Genomic DNA, 25,212 nt, shown 5'->3' on the forward strand with positions numbered 1-25,212 from the left:
TCCTGAGCTCAGACTTGCGGCCATCCAAAGTCATGGATGGCCGCCTTCTTCCAGCCAGCGGAGAGGCGTTGATGGCGACTCGGCAGACGCATGTCCTTGCGCGCTCGCTCCTGACGCCGGCGGTCGGGCTGCTGTTCATCTGGATGATCGTCCCGCTGGCGCTGACGATCTACTTCTCGACCTTGCACTACAGCCTGCTCGATCCCGGCTCCGAGTCGTTTGTCGGCTTGGAGAACTTCCGCTACTTCCTCACCGATCCCGCCTTCCTGGCTTCGCTCCAGAACACGCTGGTGCTGGTCGGCTCGGTGCTGGCGCTGACGATCCTGCTCGGCATTCCGCTGGCGCTGTTGATGGACCAGCCGGTGATCGGACGCAATTTCGTGCGGCTGATGGTGATCGCGCCGTTTTTCGTGATGCCGACGGTCAGCGCGCTGGTCTGGAAGAATTTGTTGATGCACCCGGTCTCCGGCCTGTTCGCCTGGCTGGCCTCTCTGTTCGGCCTGACCCCGATCGACTGGTTCAACGACGTGCCGCTGTTTGCCGTCATCCTGATCGTGACGTGGCAATGGCTCCCGTTCGCGACTCTGATCCTGCTCACCGCGCTGCAATCGCTCGACGAGGAGCAGAAGGAGGCCGCCGAGATGGACGGCGCCAGCGCCGTCTCGACCTTCATCTACATCACGCTGCCGCACCTGGCGCGGCCCATCACGGTGGTGATCCTGATCGAGACCATCTTCCTGCTGACGGTTTTTGCAGAGATCTACGTCACCACGGGCGGCGGCCCCGGACTATCGACCACCAACATCGCTTTCCTGATCTATTCGCAGGCGTTGATTCAGTACGATGTCGGCACGGCGTCCGCAGGCGGCCTCGTTGCGGTCGTGATCGCGAATATCGTCGCCTTCTTCCTGGTCCGCATCGTCGGCCGCAATCTGGAGGCGTGAGACCATGGCACGGATGGCGACGACGCAGCGGGTGGTGGTCTCGACGATCGGGGCTTGGTTCTTCGGCTTCCTGATCTTCTTCCCGATCCTCTGGATGGTCCTGGCGAGCTTCAAGACCGAGCTCGAGGCCTTCGCCGTGCCGCCATCCTTCCTGTTCTTTCATTGGACCACCGAGAATTACGCGACGGTGCAGGAACGCAGCGACTATTTGCACCACGCGATGAACTCGATCATCATCGCCGGCGGCTCGACGCTCATCGCTCTCCTGATAGCTATTCCCGCGGCCTGGTCGATGGCGTTCTCGCCGACCAAGCGCACCAAGGACATCCTGCTCTGGATGCTCTCGACCAAGATGATGCCGCCGGTCGGCGTGCTGGTGCCGATCTACCTGATCTACAAGAGCTTCGGTCTGCTCGATTCCCGCATCGGTCTCGTCTTCATCCTGTGCCTCGGTAATCTGCCGATCGTGATCTGGATGCTCTTCACCTATTTCAAGGAGATCCCGCGCGACATCCTTGAAGCCGCGCGCATGGACGGCGCCACCATCGGCCGCGAGCTGGTCTATGTCTTGACGCCAATGGCGATCCCGGGGCTGGCCTCGACGCTGCTGCTCAATTTGATCCTGGCCTGGAACGAGGCGTTCTGGACGCTCAACCTGTCGACCTCGAACGCTGCACCGCTCACCACGTTCATCGCTTCCTATTCCAGCCCGGAAGGGCTGTTCTGGGCCAAATTGTCGGCAGCCTCGACGCTGGCGATCGCCCCCATTCTCGTCCTCGGTTGGTTCAGCCAGAAGCAGCTCGTGCGCGGGCTCACCTTTGGCGCGGTGAAGTAAAGGGGCTGCCGGATCATGGGTCAGATCACACTTCAGGATGTACAGAAATCCTTCGGCCCCGTGCACATCATCAAAGGCGCGGATCTCGACATTGCCGACGGCTCCTTTGTGGTGTTCGTCGGTCCCTCCGGCTGCGGCAAGACCACGCTGCTGCGTCTGATCGCGGGGCTCGAAGACGTCTCCGGCGGCAAAATCCTGATCGACGGCAAGAACGTCGTCGACACGCCGCCCGCCAAGCGCGGGCTGTCGATGGTGTTCCAGTCCTACGCGCTCTATCCGCATATGAGCGTGCGCGGCAATATCGGCTTCGGTCTGAAGATGGCGGGCCTTGCCAAGGATGAGATCAACCGCAAGGTCGAGGCCGCGGCCGCGACGCTGAACCTCACGCCCTATCTCGATCGCAAGCCGCGCGAGCTTTCCGGCGGCCAGCGCCAGCGTGTCGCGATCGGGCGGGCCATCGTGCGCGAGCCCAAGGCTTTCCTGTTCGATGAGCCGCTGTCCAACCTCGATGCCGCGTTGCGCGTGCAGATGCGCATCGAGGTGACACGGCTCCAGAAGCAGCTTGGCACGACCGCGATCTATGTCACCCACGACCAGGTCGAGGCCATGACCATGGCCGACAAGATCGTCGTGCTCAATGGCGGCAAGATCGAGCAATATGGCTCGCCCCTGGAGCTTTATGAGCGGCCCGCCAATCTCTTCGTCGCCGGCTTCATCGGTTCCCCCAAGATGAACTTCGTCACCGGAGAGTTCGCCTTGCAACGTGGCGCCGCCACCATCGGCGTGCGGCCGGAGCATCTCAAGATTGAGCGCGAGGGCGACGGCGGCTGGCTGGGAACCATCGCCGTCGCCGAGCATCTCGGCAGTGACACCTTCCTTTACGTCGATGCCGGTCAGCTCGGCATGCTGACGGCGCGCTACATCGGCGAGTTGAGTTTGCACGCCGGCGACCGTGTGTCGCTGGCGCCGGACCCCGCGCGCATCCATCGCTTCGATCAGGGCGGCAACGCGCTTCGAGGCTGACAAGAGACGGCAAGAAAACGGCAAGAAACGGAAAGACCACCATGTACCTGGAAAAATTCAAGCTGAACGGCAAAACCGCGTTCATCACCGGCGGCGGACAGGGCATTGGCCTTGGCTGCGCGGAAGCGCTGGCTGAAGCCGGCGCCAGGGTCATCATTGGCGACCGCGACAGCAAGGTCGCCGACAGCGCGAAAGCCAGCCTGAAGGCGAAGGGGTTTGACATCGAGACCGCGATTATGGACGTGACCGACACCAAGCGCGTGGCGGAGGTCGCGAACGACCTCGTCGCCCGCCACGGCAAGGTCGACATTCTCGTCAACAATGCCGGCATCGCCCGCAGCGAAACCCCGGCCGAGACCGTCACCGACGAGCACTGGCTCAACGTCATCGACGTCAACCTCAACGGCACCTTCTGGTGCTGCCGCGAATTCGGCAAGCACATGCTGAAGGCAAAAAGCGGCGCCATCGTCAATGTCGGCTCGATGTCCGGCTTCATCGTCAACAAGCCGCAGGAGCAATGCTTCTACAACGCCTCCAAGGCAGGCGTGCATCATCTGACCAAATCGCTGGCCGCCGAATGGGGCGCGCGCGGCATCCGCGTCAATGCGGTGGCGCCGACCTACATCGAGACGCCGCTCAACGCTTTCGTGAAGAGCAACGCCAAAATGTACGACGCCTGGATCGGTGGAACTCCGATGGCGCGCATGGGGCAGGTCGAGGAGATCGCCTCGGTCGTGCTTTTCTTGAGCTCGGAGGCCGCGAGCCTGATGACCGGCAGCATCGTGCTGGTGGATGGCGGCTACACTTGCTGGTAGGCTTGCGTCAAAACCGACGAAGCTGGAGCGACAATGCCGCGAGCGTATATCGGCGTCGACGTGGGGACCACGAGCACGCGGGCAGGGGTGTTTGACGAGGCCGGCACTCTGCTTGCGACCGCGCGGCACCCGATCAGGATCTGGCACGAGGCTGGCGACATCGTCGAGCAGTCATCCCAGGACATTTGGGACGCCTGCACGACATCGGTGCGGGCGGCAATGGCGGAAGCGGCCATCGCGCCCGATAGCGTCGGCGGCATCGGCTTCGACGCCACGTGTTCCCTCGTGGTGCTGGATCCGCAAGGAGAGCCGCTCACCGTCAGCGCATCCGGCGACAAGCAACGCAATGTCATCGTCTGGATGGATCATCGTGCCATCGCCGAGGCGCGGCTGATCAACGAGACCGAGGACGCCGTGTTGCGCTATGTCGGCGGCTCGATCTCGCCCGAGATGGAGATGCCGAAGTTGTTGTGGTTGAAGCGGCACCTTCGTGGGAGCTTTGACGCCGCTGGCCACTTCTTTGATCTCTCGGATTATTTGACCTGGCGCGCGACTGGCTCGCTGCAGCGCTCGACCTGCACCGTCACCTGCAAATGGAACTATCTCGCCCACGACGGCGGCGGCTGGAGCGCGCAATTCTTCAAGCGCATCGGTCTGTCCGACTTCGTCAACGAGAAATACGCCCGCATCGGCACCGAGATCGTTGCCCCCGGCACGCGGCTCGGCACCGGTCTCACCCGCGCGGCTGCGGCCGGGCTTGGCCTGTCGCCGGGCATACCGGTGGGTGCCTCGCTGATCGACGCCCACGCCGGCGGCATCGGCGCGATCGGCGGACGCGACGGAACGGGCGGGGCGAGTGATGTCTGCGACCGGCTCGCCTACATCATGGGAACGTCGGCCTGCATCATGGCGACGACCCGCGAGCCGTGCTTCGTGCCCGGCGTGTGGGGGCCTTATTACTCCGGCATGGTCCCGGACTTCTGGCTCAACGAGGGCGGCCAATCGGCGGCAGGTGCAGCGATCGACCATCTCCTCAAGTCGCATCCGGGCCATGCCGAGGCGAGCGCGGCGGCGCGCAGCGATGGCCTCGACCTCATCGACTTCCTCGAGCGGCGCATCATCGCGCGCGCGGGCAGCGTCAGCCGCGCCGCGCTGCTCGCTCGCGACCTTCATGTGCTTCCTGAGTTCATCGGCAACCGCTCGCCCTACGCCGACCCTGATACGCGCGCGGTGATCACGGGGCTCGATCTTGACACCGACATCGCCTCGATGGAGCGGCTGTTCGTTGCCGGCCTGTGCGGGCTCGCCTATGGGCTCACCGAAGTGATCGAAGCCTTTGCCGCGCATGGCGTGCGCTCCAGCATCATGATCATGGGGGGCGGCGCCAGTCGAAGCCCGCTGGTGCGGCAGATCATGGCCGACACCACCGGCCTCACCGTCGCGCTGCCGCAGACGAAAGAGCCGGTGCTTCTTGGGGCTGCGATGTTGGGGGCGGTGGCTGGCGGCGCCTACGCTTCGATCGGCGAGACCATGGCCAAGATGTCGGCGCTGGGACGGAAGAGCGAGCCGACCGCACCTGACATGGCAGCGTTTCACACACGCAAGCGCGAGGTCTACAAGCTGCTGCGCGAAGTCGATCGCGGCAGCCGGGCGGCGATGCGCGACCTCGCGAGAGGTTGAGACAAATGCTGATTGCTTGCGGCGATGCGCTGATCGATTTCGTGCCGACGCGAAACGCCGACGGCCGCGAGGCGGTGATGCCCGCGGTCGGCGGCTCATGCCTGAACGTCGCGATCGGCATGGCGCGGCTCGGCGCGCCGACCGGTTTTGTCGGCGGCATCTCGACCGACCTGTTCGGGCGCTTGATCGCGGATCACGCTGCCGCCTCGCATGTCGACCTCCGCCTCGCCACCCGCAGCGACCATCAGACCACGCTCGCCTTTGTCCGCATCGTCGCAGGCGAGTCGCACTACGCCTTTTACGATGCCGAGACCGCGACGCGAAACTGGGCCTACCGGCGCGGGTCCATTCCCTTCGATACGGTCGAGGCCGTTCATGTCGGCTCGACGACGCTCGTCAACGACCAGGGAGCCGCCGAGACCAAAGCGCTGATCGCAGACGCGAAATCCTCTTCGACGATCTCCTTCGATCCGAACTGCCGGCCCAATTTGGTGAAGGACAAGCCGGCTTACCTGGCGCGCATGGCCGAGTTCGCCGGCAGCGCCGATCTCATCAAGATGTCGGACGTGGACTTCGCCTACCTCTTCGGCGACGAGCGTTATGAGCAGCGAGCGAGCGCGCTGCTGAGACAAGGCACCAGCCTCGTCGTCGTCACCCGCGGCAACAACGGCGCGATCGCGTGGCACGGGGGGGCAGGGGCGATCGAGGTCGCCGCGCCGAAGGTCGAGGTCGCCGATACCATCGGCGCCGGAGACAGCTTTCAGGCGGCGCTGCTGTTCGCGCTGCACAAGCAGGGGCGCCTTGCCCGGCCGCGATTGAAGGACATCGGAGCGGACGAGCTCCGCCGCGCGCTGTCCTTTGCCGCCAATTGCGCCGGCCTGACCTGCACCCGCCCGGGCGCCGACCCGCCCTGGAGCCGTGAGATCACCTCGCCCTTGTAGCCCGTCACAGCGGCGCGACGACTTTCTCGGCGCATTTGAGGAAGGTTCGGATCAGCGGGCTCTGAGAATCCCGCCGCCAGCAGACTGCGATATCGATGGAGTCGGTGGCGTCGCGCAGCGGCCTGAACACGATGCCGCGTGGTGCGCCGAGCTGCGCGCAGGCGGGTAGGATGGCGAGACCTTCACCGGCCAGAACCAGGCTCATCGCCGAATGCACCGTCTCCACCCGGCTCGCAATCGGCATCACGATGTGATGCCGCCGCAGCAAGGCCGCGACCGCGGAGGAGGCTGGGTCGTGGTCCGGCCACGGCAGCGCGATCAGCGAGCGGCCCTGCAATTTCGCCATCGGCACTGCGCCAAGGCGGGCGAGCGGTGAGCGGATCGGCATCGCCAGCATGAACGGTTGCGCGCCGACCCGCGCCACCTGGATTTCAGGTTGATGGATCGCCGGCATGCACAGCGCGACCGTGACGCTGCGGTCGAGCAGCCGCGCCTCGCGCGTCGAGGCGCTGAGCTCGGCGAAGTCGAGGTCGACGCCGGGAATCGAGCGGCGCAGCTCGGGGATCAGGCGCGGCAGCACTGCATTGGCCAGCACGAACATGTAGCCGACCGACAGCCGGCCGCGTCGCCCGGAGGCAACGGCACGCGCAGCTTCCGCGCCGTCGGCCGCAAGCGCCAGCGCCTCGCTGGCGCGCACCTGCAGCGCCTGACCTGCCTCGGTCAAGTCCATGCCGCGCGTGCCGCGGCGGAACAGGGGCGCGCCGATCTCGGCTTCCAACTTGCGGATCTGGACGGAAAGGGGTGGCTGCGCCATCCGCAGCCGCTCGGCGGCCTTGCCGACGCTGCGCGCCTCGGCGACGGCGACGAAATAGCGGAGCCTGCGAAGATCCATTGGCATACCGAAAACGTATGGGTTGACGATCAAAATGGTATTGGACGGTCAGTTAACAAAACTGTCATTCTGGCTGTCAATGGCTGGGCCAACGGTGGCCCGCTTCGGAGCGTGATGTGACGATGAACGGCGATCCCTGCCACTTGTCTGCAACCGAACTGCGCGGACTCATCGCCACAAGGAAGATTTCCCCCGTCGAGATCCTCAGTGCCGTGCTCGCGCGCGCCCAGGCGCTGCAGCCCGAGCTGAACTGCTTCATCACGCTCTGTGGCGAGCAGGCGATGGCTGAGGCGCGCGGGGCGGAGCGCAAGGTGATGGCGGGCGAGCCGCTCGGCCTGCTCCATGGCATCCCCGTCACCGTCAAGGACATCGTCAACACCAAGGGCGTCAAGACCACCTTCGGCGCCATTCCCTACAAGGACAATGTGCCGAATGAGGATGCCGTTGCGGTTGCGCGGCTGCGCAGCGAAGGCGCGATCCTGATCGGCAAGACCACGACGCCGGAATTCGGCAGCAAGTGCCTGACGGACTCGCCCTTGTTCGGCCGCACCCGAAATGCGTGGAGCGCGGAGCGCTCCTCCGGCGGCTCGAGCGGCGGCGCGGCTGTTGCGGTCGCCAGTGGCATCGCGCCGCTCGCGATCGCCACCGACGGCGGCGGGTCGACGCGGATTCCCGCCGCCTGCAACGGCGTGGTGGGCCTGAAGCAGAGCAATGGCGTCATCCCGCACAGCCAGGCGCTGGACGTGTTCGGCAACCAGACCTATGTCACGCCGACCACCCGCACCGTCGCCGACACTGCGCTGATGATGCAGGCGATATCAGGCGAGGATCCCAGCGATCCCTGGTCGATCGGCGTCCCCGTGCCTGATTTCGTCGGCACGGCTGCCGCGCGCGGCGATCTGCGTGGACAGCGGATCCTGTATTGCCTGACGCCGCCGGGCCGTCCGGTGTCCGCCGAGGTCGCCAGCAGTTTCAAGGCGAGCCTCGACCGGCTGGCGGGGCTCGGCGCCGAGCTCGAGGAATTCTCCGGCGAAGGTTTCGATATCGAGCCGATCTGGCGCGCCATCAACCACACCGTCTGGCGCACGCGCTTTGCAAAACTCGCGGCCGAGCACAAGGATGAGCTGAGCGAGGCTTTCCTCAAGCAGCTCGCGCTCGCTACCGAGGTCCGCGGCGTCGACTACCAGGAGGCGATGTTCGCGCGCACCGCGCTGTTCCGCCGCGTGCAATCGCTGCTTGCGCGCGGGCACCTCCTGGCGATGCCGACCCTCACGCGCACTGCGCTGCCGATCAGCCAAGACCTGTTCGGCAGCATCGAAATCGATGGTCGGCATTTCGACAGCGTCCGGCCGAACTGGTTCCCCTGGACCATGCCGTTCAACATGACCGGCCATCCCGCCGTCAGCCTGCCCTCGGGTTTCGGCCGCGACGGCCTGCCGATCGGGCTCCAGCTCGTCGGCCGTTTCCGCGCCGATGCCGAATTGCTGCGCGTGAGCGCACTGTTCGAAGCTTCGACCGGCCTTCTGTCCCGCTGGCCGGCTTGAGGAGATGGGCATGCAGCAAAGGGCTTGTGTGCAAAGGGCTTGCCTCAGCCGCCCGGACATGTTGATCGTGCCGCAGCTGAGCCCTGAAGCCGAGCGCGCATGAGCGTTTTTGTCCTCCGACGTCTGTTGACCTTGCTGGCGACGCTGGTCGGCGCCTCGCTGATCATCTTCCTTGTGCTCGACGCGCTTCCCGGCAACGCCGCGCAGATGCTGATGGGCGCCGACGCCTCGCCGGACGCGGTCCGCGCGCTCACCGTCAAGCTCGGGCTCGACCAGCCGCTGGCGGTTCGTTATTTGCACTGGATCAAGGGACTTCTCTCCGGCGATCTCGGCAACTCCTATGTCTACGGCACGCCGGTGGCCAGCCTGATCGCGGAGCGGCTCGTGCTGACGTTTCCGCTCGCGATCATGGCCATGACGATCACGGTGACGCTGGCGCTCTCCGCCGGCATCTACACCGCCGCCAACCACAACAAGCTTGGCGACGTCGGTGTGATGTCGCTGACGCAGGTCGGCATCGCGCTGCCGAATTTCTGGTTCGCGATCCTGCTGGTCCTGTTGTTCTCCGTGCGGCTGCAATGGCTCTCGGCGGGCGGCTTTGCCGGCTGGGAGGACGGCATCTGGCTCGGCGTGAAGTCGCTGCTGTTGCCGGCAATCTCGCTCGCCGTGGTGCAGGCCGCGATCCTCGCGCGCGTCACGCGCTCGGCGGTTCTCGAAGTGCTGCGCGAAGACTTCGTCCGCACGGCGCGTGCGAAGGGCCTCGGCAAGCGCGAAGTGCTGTGGAGCCACGTGCTGCGCAACGCCATGATCCCCGTCATGACGGTGATGGGGCTGCAGTTCGCCAATCTGCTCGCCGGCACCATCGTGATCGAGAACGTGTTCTATCTGCCGGGCCTTGGCCGGCTGATCTTCCAGTCGATCGCCAACCGCGACCTCATCGTGGTGCGCAATTGCGTGATGCTGCTCGCGACCATGGTCGTCATCGTCAATTTCGTGGTCGACGTGCTCTATGCCTTCATCGATCCCCGGATCAAGGTCCACGACCTGTGAGCGAGCCCTTGACGATTGACCTGCCGCTTGCAACCCGCCCGCTGCCGGCCCGTACATTCTGGCGCCGCGCGCTGCGCCACCGCAGCTTCGTGATCGGTGGTGCGCTGAGCCTGTTGGTGCTCGCCGCGGCCGTGCTGTCGCTAGTGTGGACGCCGTGGTCGCCCTACGAGATCGACATCGCTGCAAAACTCCGGCCGCCCTCGGCCGCGCACTGGCTTGGTACCGATTCCTTCGGCCGCGACATCGTCTCGCTGCTGCTCGCCGGCGCCCGTTCGACCATCATGGTCGGTGTCATCGCCGTCAGCATCGGTCTGACCTTTGGCGTCACGCTCGGCCTGATCGCGTCGGCCCGGCGCGGCTGGACCGAAGAGATCATCATGCGCTTCTCCGATTTCACCTTCGCCTTTCCGGCCGTGCTGTCCGCGATCATGCTCGCCGCGGTCGCGGGGCCGGGCATGGTGACCTCGATCGTCGCGATCGGCATCTTCCAGATCCCGACACTGACCCGGCTGACGCGCGGCTCGGCCAATGCGATCTGGGCGCGCGAATTCGTGCTGGCCGCGCGTGCTGCAGGCAAGGGCAAATTCCGCATCACCATCGAGCACGTCCTGCCCAACATCCTGTCGATCCTGATCGTGCAGGTCACCATCCAGTTTGCGCTTGCCATCCTTGCCGAAGCCGCCTTGTCCTATCTCGGCCTTGGTACGCAGCCGCCGCAACCGTCATGGGGGCGGATGCTGAACGATGCGCAGACGCTGCTGTTCCAGTCGCCGATGCTCGCGGTCTATCCGGGCGCTGCGATCGCGATCGCGGTGCTCGGCCTCAATCTGCTCGGTGACGGATTGCGCGACTTGCTCGACCCCAGACTGGCGCGGGAACGATGACGATGGGTGAGCGCTCCAACATGCCGCTGATCGAGGTCGCCAATCTCGGCGTGCGCCTCAATACCAGCCGCGGGCCGGCACAAGCCGTGCGCGGCGTCAGCTTCGCCCTGAAGCGCGGCGAGACGCTCGGCCTCGTCGGTGAGTCCGGTTGCGGCAAGTCGGTCACTGCGATGTCCCTGATGGGGCTGCTGCCTGACAGCGCCGTGGTCTCGGGCAGCATCAAGCTCGACGGCAACGAGATCGCGCGATTGCCGGACGCGGATTATTGCCGCCTGCGCGGCAACCGCATCAGCATGATCTTCCAGGAGCCGATGACGGCGCTCAATCCGATGCACACGATCGGGCATCAGGTTGCCGAGCCGCTGCGGCGTCACAAGAGGCATTCGGCGGCGCAGGCGCGCAACGAGGCGATCGCCTTGCTCGACCGTGTCGGACTGCCCGACCCGGCGCGGCGCGTCGATGCCTATCCGCACCAGTTTTCCGGCGGCCAGCGCCAGCGCATCACCATCGCCATGGCGCTCGCCTGCGAGCCCGATTTGCTGATCGCGGACGAGCCGACCACCGCGCTCGACGTCACCATCCAGGGCCAGATCCTCGACCTCATCGCCGATCTCGTCGAGGAGCGCGGCATGTCGATGATCCTGATCTCACACGATCTCGGCGTCATCGCCGAGAACGTGCAGCGCATGATGGTGATGTATGGCGGCACCGTCGTCGAGAGCGGGCCGACCGACGAGGTGTTCCGCCGCATGGGCCATCCCTATACGCAGGGCCTGTTCCGCGCCCGGCCGAAGCTCGGCGCGCGCAAGGGGACGCGGCTGAAGACGATCTCGGGCACCGTGCCGGAGCTCGCCGATCTGCCTTCCGGCTGCACCTTCTCCGACCGGTGTCCGCTGGTGATCGATCAGTGCCGCGCCGCGCTTCCACCGATGGTCGACGTCGGACCCGGGCACTTCGTGCGCTGTATCAGGACTGATGTCTCGATGGCAGAACGCGTCGGAGCGCTGATCGCATGAGCACCGCACCTCTTCTCGACGTGAAGGATCTCGAACAGCGCTACGCCCTGCCGCGGGAAAGCCTGTTTCGCCCGCCGGGGCAGGTGCGTGCGCTCAATGGCGTGAGTGTGCAGGTTGCCGCCGGCAAGAGTCTCGGCGTCGTTGGCGAATCCGGATCGGGCAAGTCGACCTTCGCGCGGCTGGTGATGGCGCTGGAGCGGCCGACATCGGGGCAGGTCGCGCTGCTTGGCCGCGATCTCAATCGCATCTCCGCCGATGAGCTGCGTCGTGCCCGCCGCGATTTCCAGATGGTGTTCCAGGATCCTTACGGCTCGCTCGATCCGCGCCAGACCATCGCACGCATCGTCGCCGAGCCGCTGACGGTGCTGGAGGGGGCCGATCGCGCCACGTTCCGCGAACGTGTCGCCGCCGCGCTGCGCCAGGTCGGTTTGCGCGATGCGGACATGGACAAATATCCGCACGAATTCTCCGGCGGCCAGCGCCAGCGCATCGCCATTGCGCGCGCGCTGATCACCCAGCCCAAGCTGATCGTCGCCGACGAGCCGGTCTCCGCGCTCGACGTCTCCGTGCAGGCGCAGGTGCTCAACCTGATGCAGGACCTCCAGGAGCAATTCGGCCTGAGCTTTATCCTGATCAGCCATGATCTCGCCGTCGTTGACTATCTCTGCGACGAGGTCGCGGTGATGTATCTCGGCCGCATCGTCGAGCAGGGCCGGCCCGAAGATCTGTTCGAGCGTTGCGCCCATCCCTACACGCGAGCGCTGCTGGACGCGGTGCCGCGGGCGCGCGCCGGCGGCGGCCGGCGGCGGCGCGGGGGGCAGGCGATTGCCTCGCAATCGGCGGCCACGACCGGATGCCCCTATGTCGCGCGCTGTCCGCTCGCCGACCAGCATTGCCGCGAGGTTCCGCCTGAGTTACGCAAGATGGGCGAGGGGCACCTTGCCGCCTGCCACAGGGCGGAGGCCGTGATGGCGTTGCCGCGGCCGGCCATGGAAGGTTAGTGTCCGGCGCAGGATTGGCGTAGGCTCACGAAGACAGCAGGCCGGGGAGTTACGAGATGTTCAGGAAACTATCGATCGTCGCCTTTGCCGCCGCGCTCATCGCGGCGCCTTTGCCCGTGCTGGCGCAGAGCAAGAAGGACAGCGTCGTCATGGCGATGGCGCTGGAGCCTCCGGGGCTAGATCCGACCAATGCGGCCGCTGCCGCGATCGCCGAGGTCACGCTCTACAATATCTACGAGACCCTGACCAAGATCAACGAGGACGGCTCCGTCTCGCCGCTGCTGGCCGAGAGCTGGACCGCATCGCCCGACCTGAAGACCTATACGTTCAAGCTGCGCAAGGGCGTCAAATTCCACAATGGCGAGCCGTTCGATTCCGCCGCGGTGAAGTTCTCCTTCGAGCGCAACGCCGCGCCGACCAGCACCAACAAGGACAAGAGCCTCTACCAGGCGTTCGAGAAGGTCGAGGCGCCGGACGCCGATACGGTCGCGATCACCCTGAAATATGGCGAGCCGAACCTGCCGTTCCTGCTGGGGCAGGCGGGCGGCTCGATTGTCGAGCCGAAGAGCGCTGCAACCAATATCACGCAGCCGGTCGGCACCGGGCCCTATCAGCTCGGGGCCTGGGCCAAGGGCTCTTCGATCACGCTGACCAAGTGGGCCGACTACCGCAACGCCGCCGCGGTCAAGCTGTCCAAGGTGACGATCCGCTTCATCTCGGAGCCGGCGGCGCAAACCGCCGCGCTGCTCTCGGGCGACGTCGACGCATTCCCGCGCGTCGCCGCACAGCGCGCCATGGCGCAGTTCAAGGCCGATCCGCGCTTCACAGTGCTGATCGGGGGCTCCAGGGCCAAGACCATCGTCGCGATCAACCACCGCAAGAAGCCGCTCGACGACGTCCGCGTCCGCCGTGCCATCCTCGCCGCGATCGACCGCAAGGCAATGATCGACGGCGCCGTCGACGGTTTCGGCACGCCGATCGGCAGCTTCTACGTGCCGGGCGCGCTCGGCTATGTCGACACCACCGGCATCAACTCCTACGACCCCGAGAAAGCCAAGAAGCTGCTTGCAGAGGCCGGCGTCACCACGCCGCTCGAATTATCGCTGAAGCTGCCGCCGCCGTCCTATGCGCGGCAGGGCGGCGAGATCGCCGCAGCCCAGCTCGCCAAGGTCGGCATCGTCGCCAAGATCGAGAACGTCGAATGGGCGCAATGGCTATCGCAGGTCTTCGCCGGCAATGGTCCGCACAATTTCGACCTCACCATCGTCAGCCATGTCGAGCCGTTCGATCTCGTCAAGATCACCGAGGCGGACTATTATCTCGGCTACAACAACGAGGCGTTCAACACGCTCTACAAGCAGATCGTGTCGACGCCGGACGAGGCCGCCCGCGCAAAGCTGCTCGGCGACGCCCAGCGCATGCTCGCGACCGACGCCGTCTCCGCCTACCTGTACCAGCCGCAGCTGATCACCATCACGAACAAGAAGCTGAAGGGCATCTGGAAGGACGTGCCGCAATACGAGAACGATTTCTCGACGTGGTATTGGGAGTAGGGCGGGGTCAGCACGTGCCTCCAAACCAAAACCTGAAAAACAACCCCATGCACAGTAGCCGGGCATAGTCATTTCAATGGCTTGCGCGTTGCTCGCTGCGATGGTTGGCGCGATGCGCTGGGACGTTGACCCGTCGGGCAAAACACTGGCAACATGACAACATCGCGGCCTCATGGTTCGGGACGCGCCGTCAGGCGAGGCACGCCATGAAGAAGCCAACTGGCCTCGCTGCGGCCGGCATCGCGGTGCCGATCCCCCTCAAGCTCGACGACGCATCGATGAGCGATATCGCTCAAGCCCTCGCCGACGGTCGGGTCAATGCGACGGCGCTGACCAAAGCTTACCTCGCGCGTATCGAGGCCTACGATCGCGGCGGGCCGGCGCTCAACGCCGTGCGCGCGCTCAACCCCGACGCGCTTGGGATCGCAAGCAAGCTCGACGGCACAAAACCATCGGCGAGGCAGCCGCTGGCCGGAATCCCGATCCTGGTGAAGGACAACATCGCCACGGGCGACAAGCAGCCGACGACGGCGGGCTCGCTGGCGCTGGAAGGCGCGCATGCAAGAGACGACGCCACAATCGTCAAGCTGCTGCGCGATGCTGGCGCGGTGATCCTGGGCAAGGCGAACCTGACCGAGTTCTCGAACATGCTCGCGGTCGACATGCCCGCGGGCTATTCGTCGCTCGGGGGCCAGGTGAAGAACCCTTATGCGCCGATGCTGATCGACGATCGCGGCATCCCGGTCGTGCCGCCGGGCGGATCGAGCGCGGGTTCGGCGGTTGCCGTGGCGGCCGGCTTGTGCGCGGCTTCGATCGGCACCGAGACCTCGGGCTCGCTGCTGTACCCTGCCAGCCAGAATGGCCTCGTCACCGTCAAGCCGACGGTCGGACTTGTCAGTCGCGCCGGCATCGTGCCGATCGCGCACAGCCAGGACACCGCAGGGCCGATGACGCGCACCGTGCGTGACGCGGCGATGCTGCTGAACGTGCTCGCCGCCAAGGATGTGCTCGACCCCGCGACGGAGCGGCAAAGGCGGCCGGTCGATTACACTGCCGGCCTCATGCGGGATGCGATGAAGGGCGCGCGCATCGGCGTGCCGAGCGACCCGGCCGACCCGCTCAACAATCCCTATTACGGCAAGCTGCCGCCGAGGTCGGCCGAGGTGCTCGCTGACGCGATCACGGTGCTGGAAGATCTCGGCGCCGTCATCGTCCGCGCCAGCATACCGACGCCTGGCTGGATCGGTGGGCCGGGTACGACGATGGCCGTGCTGAACCGCAATCCGCTGAGCCGCCACAAGGGCACTGTCGCGAGGCCGCCGGTGGTCTTCCTTTATGAGCTGAAACGCGATCTCGACCTCTACCTCAGGGATTGGGCGACCGACACCGAGATCAGGAGCATCGCCGACATCATCGCCTTCAATGCAGCGCATGCGGAGCAAGCGCTGCGCTTTGGCCAGGACCACTTCCTCGCCGCCAACATGACCAGAGGCGATTTAAGCGAGCGCGAATACAAGTCGGCACGTGCCATGGATTTGCTCTCCGCCAAGACGCGCGGCATGGACGCCTACATGAACCAGCACAAGCTCGACGCGGTGCTATTCCCCGGCAGTGAAGGATGCGGGATCGCCGCCAAGGCAGGCTATCCCAGCGTCTTGGTGCCGGCCGGCTTCATCTCGGGAGCAGACGACAAGGATACGCCCGACTACCCGCTCGGCATCACCTTCGCAGGCCGTGCCTGGAGCGAACACAAGCTGCTGCGCCTGGCCTACGCCTACGAGCAGGCTTCCAACATCCGCAAACCGCCGCCGGGGTTGGCGGGCGTTTAGATCGAACCCCTCGGAGTGAGCCGCAGGGCGTGCACGACCAAATCCGGATGTCTGTTCTGGAAAAGGTAAAGCGGTCCTGCGCGTTCGCTTGAGGAATGTCGCCCTTTGACTCATTGCAGACTTCGGCAGTTCGCTGTCGCTCGTGACAGTCGCCCGCGGCCCTGGCTCAGAGAGGGAGTCGGGGCCTCGCGGCAGCGCGAGGGGCCTCTGCTAAAATTAGCGGCCCATCTCGACTATCCTTCGGCGAATACCGCCTCAGGTAAAAGAGATTCGCAAAAATTCTCCACTGACCGGTGCGAGGTGCTAACCTTACACCCAATAGCGTGGCCAGTAGGGGGGCACATGCGACGGCGGGAGTTCCTCGAACTCGGCGTTTTTGGCGCTGCAGCAGGATCGACATTATTTGGTCGGGGCTCGAGCGCGCAGTCCGTGCGAAAACGTCCGCTCATTGCATGGGCAGGAGCTGCACCTCCGGGGGCGAAGTTGCCCCAATTCATAGTAGACTTGGTGTTCGGCAATTTCATTAAGGGGCTTTCTGACTTCGGCTACGAGCAAGGCCGTAACATCGATATCATTCGGCGAACGGACATTTTGCGGGACCGGGTACCATCGATTGAGGAGATGGTCGCTCTGCTCAAGCCAGATATCATCGTTGCGCCAGCAACACTGGAAGCCGTCGCTGCCCGAAAGGCAACATCGATAATCCCGATCGTCTGCCCCGCGCTTGCCGATGCGGTCCATCTCGGATTGATTGCCAGCGAAGCTCGCCCGGGCGGAAATGTCACGGGCATTGAGCCCTACATCGCGGGTTTGCCGACCAAGCAAATTGATCTCGCGCGAGAAATCGTGCCGAAGGCAAGGCGTGTCGGGCTGCTCGGCAACATGAAAGATCCCAAAGGTCCGCCTCAAGTCGGGGACTTGAGGGCAGCATGTGGGGCTTTGAGCCTCAACGTGGTTGAAGCCGATGTTAGCATGGCGCAGGACATTCCGAATGCGCTCGCCGCGCTGGCGAACGAAGGGGTCGATGTCGCCGTGGTCCTTCAGACCAACCTGTTGCTCATCATGAGCGAGCAGATCGGCGCCATCGCCCTTGAAAAGCGGCTGCCGACCGTCTTCGGATATCGCGAGCACGTTATCCACGACGGTCTTGTGAGCTATGGCGTTGACCTGCGCTGGTGCTATCGTCGCGCCGGCTATTTCGTGGACAAGATCCTTAAGGGAACGCACCCGAGCGATCTTCCAATCGAATTTCCAAGCAAGCTGTGGTTGGCAGTCAACCTCAAGACGGCAAAGGCTCTCGACCTGGCTGTACCGTCAGCGCTTCTCGCCCGCACCGACGAAGTGATCGAGTGAGGATGGCTTACCTCCGCTGATGGCCCTTCTGAGCGCATCGTGCCGTGGACCGCTTGTGACCCAAAGCAGTCCTAAACGCTGGAACGAACGTCAGTCACATTCGGCGCCAGCGCGCTGGTTGTGCATAAGACTCCATGATTGATCGAGGCTCTGTGATAGTGCATTCGCGGCTTATTGTCGGCCTTGTCGGATCATCCGCAATGCCAGTCCAAGTCAGCAATTGCTTGCTGTCATCCCAGACGAGGTCAAATTGGGGCCTGAGTGACGTGCGACCGCAAACTAATAGAGCCATTGTTGACCCCAGTGATGTTGCCCGACATGGTCTCTGCCGCTGACGGCTGGTTCGATTGAAGCTGCGGCGCACCGTTCGGAAACGATGCGCCGCCGCTCGATCATGCTGCCTTGGCGTGGACGTTGCCGATCCATTCGCGGGCCAGCGTTACGTCGGCTTGCGACAATTGGTGGCCTGCCGGAAGCACCTTGTGGTCGACACGCGCTCCGGCATCCGACAACAACGTCGCCAGCTTCGCCGAATTGCTCGCCGTCACGATCGGGTCGGCTTGGCCGGACAGCAGCAGCACCGGCTTGCCTCCAAGTTTGGCCTTGGGCGGATCCGACAGCGGCACCATGGCGCGCAGCAGGATCGCGCCTGCAAGCGCGTCGGGCTTCAGCAGCAACAGCGCGGCTGCGATGTTCGCGCCATTGGAGAAGCCGACCGCAACCGGTGCGGCGATGCCGTATTGCGTCCGCGCATCCGCGATGAAGTCGCCGAGCTCGCGCGCACGCCGTCGCACGTCCTCCTCGTCGAATACGCCTTCGGCAAGACGACGGAAGAAGCGCGGCATGCCGTGCTCGAGCACGCGGCCGCGCGGCGAGAGCAGGGCGGAGCCTGGCGAGATCATCTTGCCGAGCCCGAGCAGGTCGTTCTCGTCACCGCCGGTGCCGTGTAGCAGCAGGAGCGGAGGGGAGCCCGCGCGGGTCGCGGGCTCGAAGCGATGGATGAATGCAGTTTCAGTCATGACGCGGTCTCTTCCAGATTCGGCAGCACGTCCTCGATCTGCTTGCGATGCTGCTCGAGGAAAGCAGGCAGCTTGAGGTCACGTCCCAGCGTCGCAACGGGCTCGTCGACAGCGAAGCCGGGGATGTCGGTCGCGATCTCGAACAGCACGCCGCCGGGTTCGCGGAAATAGATCGAGCGGAAGTAGTTGCGGTCCCGCTGCTCGGTCGGATGCAGGCCGTGATTGCTCACGAGCTTTTGCGCCATCTTGCCCTGCTCGGCATCGTCAGCCGCGCGGAAGGCGATGTGATGCACCGACCCGCCGCCCTGATGCCCGCGCAAAAAACCCTTGGCCTCGTAGATGTCGACGACGCTGCCCTCGGCATCGCCCGGAGCCTTGAAGCGGATCACGGAGCCTTCGCGGCCGGTCTCCTTGAAGCCGAACACGTCAGTGAGGACGGCGGCCGTCCTCGCCGCGCTGTCGAGCAGCAAGGTCACGCCATGGAAGCCCCGGATCGCATGCTCGGCCGGCACGTCGCCGTTGCTCCAGCCGGGCTCGCTCTCGGCACCGGGAACGCCGACCAGCGCGAGCGCCATGCCATCGGGATCGGAGAACGGCAGCACGGATTCGCCGAAGCGCTTCTCCAGCGCCTCATAGGCAATGCCCTTTTCGGTAAAGCGCTGGGTCCAATAGCCGAGCGAGCGCTGCGGCACGCGGAAGGCGGTCTGGTGGGTCTCGCCGACGCCGCGGCGTCCGGGCGATACACCGGCCCACGGGAAAAAGGTCAGGATGGTGCCGGGCCGGCCGGCCTCATCGCCGTAATAGAAGTGATAGGTGCCGGGATCGTCGAAATTGACCGTCTTCTTGACGAAGCGCAGGCCGAGATCCCTCGTGTAGAAGCCGAAATTGCGGATGGGGTCGCCGGCAATCGCGGTCACATGGTGCAGTCCAGACATTGTCGTCCTCCAAAAGCTCGGGGAGCGTTTGCTCTGCCGGAGATATTGTTCCGCTTTGGATTGGAGACAATCCATGCAAATATGACGGCTATGTCTACAATTTGGAAACAATCGCCAAGGCTGCTCCTTGGATAAGCTCGGCAGCCTGCGGGCATTTGTGAAAGTCGTCGAAAGCGGCAGTTTTGCCGAGGCCGGCCGTCAGCTGCGGCTGTCGCGCTCGGCGATCAGCAAATACATCGCCGATCTCGAGGAGAGTCTCGGCGTTCAACTTCTGAACCGGACCACGCGGCACGCCAGCCCGACCGAGAACGGCCAGCGCTATTTCGAGCGTGCGCTCGTGATCCTCTCGGAGGTCGAGGCCGCCGACCAGGCGGTGACGCAGGCCCAGTCGGCGCCGCGGGGGCTGCTGCGCGTCAACGCGCCGATGTCGTTCGGCACGATGCGGTTAGGTCCCGTGCTCGCCGATTTCATGGCGCGCTATGGCGAACTTCAGCTCCAGATCGTGCTCAGCGACGACCTGCTCGATCCCGTGCAGGACGGCTTCGACGTGACCTTGCGGATCGCGGAACTCGAATCCTCCAGCCTGATTGCGCGAAAGATCATGCCGGTCGCGCGCATGATTTGCGCCTCGCCGGATTACCTGGCGCGGCACGGCACGCCTAGGCATCCGCAGGATTTGCGCGACCATGCCTCGCTGACTTACGGCTTCCTGCTCACGGGCAATCAGTGGAAGCTGACCGGCGCGGACGGCGATCACTGGATCCAGCCGGCCTGGTCGCTCTGCGTCAACAATGCCGAGGTGCTGCGCGACGTCGCGATCAAGGGCAAGGGACTGGCGCTGCTGCCGGAGTTCATCGCGGCAGATGCTTTGCGGAATGGCGAGCTGCGCACCGTGCTGAACGACTATTCCGCGCCGCCACTCGCGCTCTATGCGGTGTATCCGCCGACGCGGCATTTGTCGGTGAAGGTGAGGCTGTTCATCGATTTTCTGGTGGAGCGGTTTGGGCGGGAGGAGGAAGTTGGCGGGCGCTGACGTGCGGAGACCGGGTCGTGAAGCCATGACTCTGCCCGGGCGAGGGCTCGCAGCGATCTGTCCCGATGAGTCAAGAAGGCGAGCTACACGGCGGACAGTCGGGGATTTGCCTCTGAAAGGGGGAGCGGCAAGCATTCTTCTATTGTCAACGTTGTTGACAGTGGTTCCTCGGAATTGCTCTCCCGCCAATGAATGGATGAAGTCCGGCAACCAGCACAGGTCATGATGACCATGCCTTTGCTGAGAGTCCCGTGCGTCGGCTGGATACGATTATACCGCAACGTAAACCTGAACTTCTTCCCGTCGCTTGTGACTCATATAAGCGTCCCGGCTTCGCGCCTTAGGACGGAGAGCTTCAGCCGCTGCCGGGGCGCTGCCAAGGGCTCTCTCCCGTGCCACCGCGAAGAGCCGGGGCATGACGAGTAGCTCGCCAGCACTTCTCAACTTGATTTCAACAAGCGCAGGAGGAAGCTATGCGGAAGTCTCTCACCTTTTTCCTTTCTGGCGTGGCATTTGCCGTCGCGGCGTCAACAGCCGTAGCCGGTGAGCGGGTGCTTGAGTTCAAGCTGATCACGAAGCCGATCGACCTCAAGGTCATAGAGGCCGCAAACGTCGAAGGACAGACGGTTGTGTCCGGGAAATTCTTTGGCGTCGCCGTCTTCAACGATGGCCGTATCGGAGTGAAAGAGTTCGTCAATGCTTCGGACTTGCTCAAGGGGGCAGGCCCCTTCTTCGGCTATAGCACCTACACATTCGAGGAAGGCTCGATTACGGCGCGCTACACCGGTTCGGCCAAAGACGGCAAATCGACTGGCGAATACACAATCCTGTCGGGCACAGGTGCCTATGCGAATGCCACGGGTACCGGAACCATCGAAAGCGCGCCGAACCCATTCAAGGGCGTCAACCTGCTGAACATAAAGCTCATCGTTAAGACTTCGGGTTCGTGACAGCGAATGCTACTGGACCCGCATAAAGGGAGTTGATTCCTTGATGGCGGGTTGGCCCGGCCGGAAACACATCGCCGGCCGGGCGACCTGCTGAAAAACCGGCTGGAGTCGTTATTCCCGCTTGGTCAACAGACCGGTCCCGTAGGACAGAGCGCTTGGGGAGCCCCAATCTGAGCAAATCTAGACCGATCGCTGCTCGGCAGGTTGAAGCACATCATCCAGCGCCTGCATGGATGCCCGTTGCAGTTCGGCGAGTTCGCGCGCAGCATTTTGGTGCTCAGGCGCCGACATCGTGGGCGCCGCCAGCTCGACCTCGCGGCAGAGCTCGAACAGGCGGACGAGGCCGAGCGCGCTCGTCGCGCTGCCGAGCTGATGGGTGAGCCGGGCGAGCTGGTTACGATCGCCGATCGCTGCGGCTTTGGTGATATCTGCGATCAGCTTGTCGCTGGTCTCCTGCAGCAGATGATGCAGCTTCGCGATTTGCGTCTGGCCCAGCAGTTCTTTCTGGTCGTCGAGGAAGTGCCGGTCGATCAATGCGCCCGTGGACAGTTGCACTGCCGCCGGCTTAACTTCCGGGTCGTTCTCGATCGTCTCGCGCAGCGCGTTGATCAGGATCGGTTTGCTGACGATCTGGACAATGCCAGCGCCGGCGAGCCGCTCGTGCGCGCTCGACGACCCGTCCGCCGTCACGGCGATGATGCGCGGCGTGTTTGGCAGGCCGAGCTTGCCGATCCGCGAGGCCGCTTCCACGCCGTCCATGTCGGGCATGTGCAGATCCATGAGGATGACGTCGAACGCCTGATCGCGGGCAAGTGCGACGGCCGATGAGCCGTTTCTTGCGATGGTGGGGAGATGGCCGAGCCTCTTCAGGATGGCTTCACCGACTTCGCAATTGACGGGATCGTCGTCGACCAGGAGCACGCGGAGCTGCCGCGATGGCGGTTGCAGCGCATCTTGCGCGATGCCGCTCGCGGCGAGGCCGAGCGGTACCTCGAACGTGAACGTGCTGCCCGCGCCCGGTGTGCTCGCAACCGTCAGCTCGCCGCGCATCAGGCGGGCGAGGCGCCGCGCGATCGCGAGGCCAAGGCCGGTGCCGCCGAACCGCCGTGCGATGCTGTCGTCCGCCTGCACGAAATCCTCGAAGATCCGCTCGTGCATGTCGGGGGCGACGCCGATGCCGGTGTCGCGAACGGTGATGCGGAGCAGGATATGATCGTCGTGCCGCTCGGCGGCCGCGTTCACGGCGATCCCGCCTGAAGGCGTGAACTTGATGGCGTTGCCGATCAGATTGAGCAGGATGCGATTGAGCCGGACAGGGTCGCCGTGCACCGAGGCTTGGACCGATGCATCGCAGGCGAGGTCGAAGGTCAGTCCCTTGCCGAAGGCCTGGGGGCGCATCAGCTCGGCGGCGGCGTCGATGAGCTGGTCGAGGCGGAAATTGCGCGGCTCCAGGGTTTCGGTGCTGGCCTCCAGTCGGGCATATTCCAGCACCGCATCGACCAGTGCGATCAGCGTTTCGCCGGACGCCGCGGCGGTCGCGAGGTGGCGCCGCTGCGCTTCACTCAGGTTGCCGTCGTCGAGCAATTGCAGCACGCCCATCACGCCGTTCAGCGGCGTGCGCAGCTCGTGGCTGACGACGGCGAGGAAGCGCGATTTGGTCTCGTTGGCTTGCACGGCAGCGTGGCGCGCGCGCTCGGCGGCATCGTGCTCGGCAAGGGCGTGATCGCGCGCTTTCTCGAGCTCGGAGGTGCGCTCGATCACCTTGCGCTCGAGGGTGGCGTAGGAATCGCGCAGATGCGCCGCCATGCGGTTGAACTGGTCGCCGAGCGCTTCCAGCTCGTCGCCGGTCCTGATCGCGAGCCGCAGGCCGAGATCGCCGCTGCCGATCCGCCGCGCGCCCTGCGTGAGGAGCTGGATTGGTCCCGTCATGCGCCGGCTGAGAAAGAGAGAGACCAGCACCGCACCGACCAAGAGAACGACGAGGAGAAAGGTCGAACGGCCGATCGATGCGTAGATCGGCGCGTAGGCCTCGGTGAGCGGCAGCTCGACGAACACCAGCCAGCCGAGCGAGGGAACCGTCGCATAGGTCGAGAGCACGCGTTGACCGGTCAGATCCTCCTTGACCAGTCCGCCTGCCGCCGGCCCTACGCCGTCGAGCGCCGCGCGGACGTCCGCATGGCCGGAGAGATCGCTACGCTGAAGGGCCCGCCACGGATCGGGATGCGCGATCAAGACCCCCATGCGATCGACCACATAGGCCTTGCCGGTGTTGCCGACCCTGATCCCGGCGACGAGGTCCCAGATGAAACGCAGATTGACCTCGGCGACGATCACGTCGGGATGGCGGCCTATGCCGCGTGTCGCAAGCGTCATGTACGGCTCAGTGTCGCCCAAGAAATAAACCGGCCCGTAATAGGCCCGGCTTTCATTCGCGCCGCGGAAGGCGGGGGAAGCGGAGAGGTCGACGTTGCTGCCGACCTTGTCGGCGACGCGGCGCGACACGCGCACCCGCTCGCGCCCTCGCGGGTCGATCTCGGCGATCTCCGCGATCGCCGGCGAGAGACGCAGGAGACGGATCGCGTTCAGGCGCTCGTCTTCGTTGGTCGACAGCTCCGGCGGCAGGCGCGAGAGCCATCTGATCTGGTTTTCGATCTGGCCGACGAACTGGCCGATCTGGATCGCGGCGGACGCTGCCTGTTCGCGCTGCGTTGCCGCCAGAAGCTGCTTCTGCTCGCGATAGGAGAACCAGACGTCGAAGCCGGTGTTGATGGCGAGGGCGGCAAAGGCGAGGGCGACGATCGAGTAGAGATATTTGCGGAACAGCCGGCCGGGAGGCGTCCGCAATGGTCCCTGGTCGACCGTCTCGTTCACTCGCGGATCTCGTCGGCGCGCGCGAGCAGCGTGAACGGAATGGTCAATCCCAGTGTGCGAGCGACCGTGCGGTTGATCAGGAGCTCGTATTTGCGCGGCGACTGCACCGGAAGATCACCTGCCTTGGTGCCGCGCAGAATGAGATCGACGTAATCGGCCGAGCGCACCTCCAACGTCGCCCCGTAGCTCATCAACCCGCCCGCATCCATGAAATAATAGAACGGGTAGATCGTGGGCACGCGGTATTTGTCCGCTGCCGCAACGACCGTCTGTCGGTTGACGACGAGGAAGCTGTCGACCAGGGCAATCATGGCCGCCTTGGGCGGTTCGACGAAGCGCCCAACGGCTGCGTCGATGTCCGCAAGCGTGTTGACGGGCGCAGGGACGACAGACACGCCGGATTCGGCCGCTTGCTGCTCGATCGAATCGAGGAAGAAGCGTCCCGCCCGGGGCGCGCTTGTGGGATTGAACAGCACGCCCACGCGGGCGAGATCGGGCACGGCCTCCCGGATGAGTTGAAGCCATTTGCCGCCCATATCGGCGGTGCTGTTGGTGAAGCCGGTGACGTTGCCGCCGGGATGGGCAAGGCTTTCGACGAAGCCATTGCCGACCGGATCGTTGGCGGTCGCGAACACGATCGGAATGGTCTTGGTGGCGGCAAGGACCGCCGTGGTTTCGATCGTCGACCCCGTCAGGATCACGTCCGGCTTGAGGTCCAGCAACTCCTGAATGGCCGCCTTCAGCCTCTCCGGTGGGCCGAAGCTCGAACGAAGTTCGAGGCGGAAGTTGACGCCTTCGACCCAGCCGCGCTGTCTCAGGCCGGCGACGAGGCCGCCGAGGCGCGAGGTCGGACTGTCGATCATGCTCCGCCTTGTCAGTTCGTCGTCGAGCCGCAATGCGGTCAAGGAAGCGACGATCCGCATGCGATCCGACGTTGCGCCGAGCACCGTCCATCCTGCGGTGGTTGCGCCCACAAGGCGAATGAAGCCGCGGCGATCGACCGCGAAAGCGGAACGCCGTTCGGTCATGGATTCCTTTGCATGA

Annotated in this window: 21 protein-coding genes; 16 read left to right on the plus strand and 5 right to left on the minus strand. The window is 64.7% G+C overall.

Annotation, left to right across the window (positions count from 1 at the left end; genetic code table 11):
• The first annotated feature begins 71 nt into the window (after nt 1-71).
• From IVB26_RS15350 to IVB26_RS15375, 6 genes are read left to right on the plus strand one after another with little or no spacing between them, the layout of a single operon-like run.
• Entirely contained in the window at nt 72-944 is an 873-nt protein-coding gene (locus IVB26_RS15350; RefSeq protein ID WP_247972414.1) for a carbohydrate ABC transporter permease, read from the plus strand.
• A 4-nt stretch (nt 945-948) separates the two neighbouring features.
• The gene (locus IVB26_RS15355) at nt 949-1,779 is read left to right on the plus strand and encodes a carbohydrate ABC transporter permease (protein ID WP_247972415.1); all 831 of its coding nucleotides are present in this window, start codon (nt 949-951) and stop codon (nt 1,777-1,779) included.
• A 15-nt stretch (nt 1,780-1,794) separates the two neighbouring features.
• Nucleotides 1,795-2,802 (plus strand): ABC transporter ATP-binding protein, encoded by a 1,008-nt coding sequence (locus IVB26_RS15360; protein ID WP_247972416.1) that lies wholly within the window; start codon nt 1,795-1,797, stop codon nt 2,800-2,802.
• A gap of 41 nt (nt 2,803-2,843) precedes the next feature.
• Nucleotides 2,844-3,617, plus strand: coding sequence for an SDR family NAD(P)-dependent oxidoreductase (locus tag IVB26_RS15365; RefSeq protein ID WP_247972417.1), 774 nt, complete (start codon nt 2,844-2,846; stop codon nt 3,615-3,617).
• Nucleotides 3,618-3,650: 33 nt separating this feature from the next.
• Nucleotides 3,651-5,297, plus strand: coding sequence for an FGGY-family carbohydrate kinase (locus IVB26_RS15370; RefSeq protein WP_247972418.1), 1,647 nt, complete (start codon nt 3,651-3,653; stop codon nt 5,295-5,297).
• Nucleotides 5,298-5,302: 5 nt separating this feature from the next.
• Complete coding sequence (locus tag IVB26_RS15375) at nt 5,303-6,238, plus strand: carbohydrate kinase family protein (RefSeq protein ID WP_247972419.1); 936 nt, start codon at nt 5,303-5,305, stop codon at nt 6,236-6,238.
• Between the two features lie 4 nt (nt 6,239-6,242).
• Here IVB26_RS15375 and IVB26_RS15380 read toward each other — a convergent pair whose 3' ends face one another.
• Nucleotides 6,243-7,130, minus strand: a complete 888-nt coding sequence (locus tag IVB26_RS15380) for a LysR family transcriptional regulator (protein ID WP_247972420.1) — start codon at nt 7,128-7,130, stop codon at nt 6,243-6,245.
• 122 nt (nt 7,131-7,252) lie between these two features.
• Between IVB26_RS15380 and IVB26_RS15385 the strand changes: the two genes are divergently transcribed.
• From IVB26_RS15385 to IVB26_RS15420, 8 genes are all read left to right on the plus strand, one after another.
• Nucleotides 7,253-8,674 carry an amidase gene (locus tag IVB26_RS15385; RefSeq protein WP_247973172.1) on the plus strand — a complete coding sequence of 474 codons (1,422 nt, stop codon included), beginning with the start codon at nt 7,253-7,255 and terminating at the stop codon, nt 8,672-8,674.
• Between the two features lie 99 nt (nt 8,675-8,773).
• A complete protein-coding gene (locus IVB26_RS15390) occupies nt 8,774-9,724 on the plus strand; it encodes an ABC transporter permease (protein ID WP_247972421.1) in 951 nt (316 codons plus the stop codon).
• Complete coding sequence (locus IVB26_RS15395) at nt 9,721-10,608, plus strand: ABC transporter permease (protein ID WP_458309352.1); 888 nt, start codon at nt 9,721-9,723, stop codon at nt 10,606-10,608. The genes IVB26_RS15390 and IVB26_RS15395 overlap by 4 nt, the downstream gene beginning before the upstream one ends.
• A 2-nt stretch (nt 10,609-10,610) precedes the next feature.
• Nucleotides 10,611-11,624, plus strand: coding sequence for an ABC transporter ATP-binding protein (locus tag IVB26_RS15400; protein ID WP_247972423.1), 1,014 nt, complete (start codon nt 10,611-10,613; stop codon nt 11,622-11,624).
• Nucleotides 11,621-12,625 (plus strand): ABC transporter ATP-binding protein, encoded by a 1,005-nt coding sequence (locus IVB26_RS15405; protein ID WP_247972424.1) that lies wholly within the window; start codon nt 11,621-11,623, stop codon nt 12,623-12,625. Before IVB26_RS15400 ends, IVB26_RS15405 begins: the two co-directional genes overlap by 4 nt.
• A 56-nt stretch (nt 12,626-12,681) precedes the next feature.
• The gene (locus IVB26_RS15410) at nt 12,682-14,178 is read left to right on the plus strand and encodes an ABC transporter substrate-binding protein (RefSeq protein ID WP_247972425.1); all 1,497 of its coding nucleotides are present in this window, start codon (nt 12,682-12,684) and stop codon (nt 14,176-14,178) included.
• Nucleotides 14,179-14,384: 206 nt separating this feature from the next.
• Nucleotides 14,385-16,007, plus strand: coding sequence for an amidase family protein (locus tag IVB26_RS15415; protein WP_247972426.1), 1,623 nt, complete (start codon nt 14,385-14,387; stop codon nt 16,005-16,007).
• 507 nt (nt 16,008-16,514) lie between these two features.
• Nucleotides 16,515-17,360, plus strand: a complete 846-nt coding sequence (locus IVB26_RS15420; protein ID WP_247972427.1) for an ABC transporter substrate-binding protein — start codon at nt 16,515-16,517, stop codon at nt 17,358-17,360.
• 392 nt (nt 17,361-17,752) lie between these two features.
• Here IVB26_RS15420 and IVB26_RS15425 read toward each other — a convergent pair whose 3' ends face one another.
• Together IVB26_RS15425 and IVB26_RS15430 are read right to left on the minus strand one after the other, a co-directional pair.
• Nucleotides 17,753-18,379 carry an alpha/beta hydrolase gene (locus tag IVB26_RS15425; protein ID WP_247972428.1) on the minus strand — a complete coding sequence of 209 codons (627 nt, stop codon included), beginning with the start codon at nt 18,377-18,379 and terminating at the stop codon, nt 17,753-17,755.
• Nucleotides 18,376-19,314, minus strand: coding sequence for a ring-cleaving dioxygenase (locus IVB26_RS15430; protein ID WP_247972429.1), 939 nt, complete (start codon nt 19,312-19,314; stop codon nt 18,376-18,378). Before IVB26_RS15430 ends, IVB26_RS15425 begins: the two co-directional genes overlap by 4 nt.
• Nucleotides 19,315-19,441: 127 nt before the next feature.
• Between IVB26_RS15430 and IVB26_RS15435 the strand changes: the two genes are divergently transcribed.
• Both IVB26_RS15435 and IVB26_RS15440 read left to right on the plus strand, forming a co-directional pair.
• On the plus strand, nt 19,442-20,347 hold the full coding sequence (locus IVB26_RS15435) for a LysR family transcriptional regulator (protein WP_247972430.1): 906 nt from the start codon (nt 19,442-19,444) through the stop codon (nt 20,345-20,347).
• Between the two features lie 473 nt (nt 20,348-20,820).
• Complete coding sequence (locus IVB26_RS15440) at nt 20,821-21,297, plus strand: hypothetical protein (protein ID WP_247972431.1); 477 nt, start codon at nt 20,821-20,823, stop codon at nt 21,295-21,297.
• A 180-nt stretch (nt 21,298-21,477) separates the two neighbouring features.
• Here IVB26_RS15440 and IVB26_RS15445 read toward each other — a convergent pair whose 3' ends face one another.
• Nucleotides 21,478-24,168 (minus strand): hybrid sensor histidine kinase/response regulator, encoded by a 2,691-nt coding sequence (locus IVB26_RS15445; RefSeq protein WP_247972432.1) that lies wholly within the window; start codon nt 24,166-24,168, stop codon nt 21,478-21,480.
• A complete protein-coding gene (locus IVB26_RS15450) occupies nt 24,165-25,196 on the minus strand; it encodes an ABC transporter substrate-binding protein (RefSeq protein ID WP_247972433.1) in 1,032 nt (343 codons plus the stop codon). Before IVB26_RS15450 ends, IVB26_RS15445 begins: the two co-directional genes overlap by 4 nt.
• Between the last annotated feature and the right edge of the window lie 16 nt (nt 25,197-25,212).

The sequence above is a fragment of the Bradyrhizobium sp. 195 genome (assembly GCF_023101665.1).
Taxonomy (GTDB): domain Bacteria; phylum Pseudomonadota; class Alphaproteobacteria; order Rhizobiales; family Xanthobacteraceae; genus Bradyrhizobium.